The sequence below is a fragment of the Streptomyces durocortorensis genome (assembly GCF_016901035.1).
In the GTDB taxonomy this organism is placed as follows: Bacteria; Actinomycetota; Actinomycetes; order Streptomycetales; family Streptomycetaceae; genus Streptomyces; species Streptomyces durocortorensis.
In genome coordinates, this window is the sequence record NZ_JAFEUF010000581.1 from 1 (window position 1) to 290 (window position 290).

Sequence of the window (290 nt, forward strand, 5' to 3'; positions counted from 1 at the left end):
CTTTAACCAGTGTGACCATTAATAAAGCCATAGCACCAGTTGCAGCAGAAATCATCCCTGGACGACCGCCTACGAAAGAAATCACCACGGCAATACAGAATGAAGCATATAACCCTACCTTAGGGTCGACACCTGCAATAATTGAAAAGGCAATTGCTTCAGGAATTAGAGCCAAAGCAACAACAATACCCGCAAGAACATCCCCGCGAATATTGGAGAACCATTGTTCTCGAATAGTGGATAACATGAAAATAGCCTATTTTTTTAAATTTTAGGAAAGGCTAGTGATG

At 41.4% G+C, this 290-nt stretch carries 1 protein-coding gene; it reads right to left on the minus strand.

Features of this window, described 5'->3' with window-relative positions; translation table 11 throughout:
* The coding region (locus tag JS521_RS36160; protein ID WP_205087049.1) for a SulP family inorganic anion transporter at window positions 1–247 on the minus strand (247 nt) is incomplete at its 3' end.
* Between the last annotated feature and the right edge of the window lie 43 nt (window positions 248–290).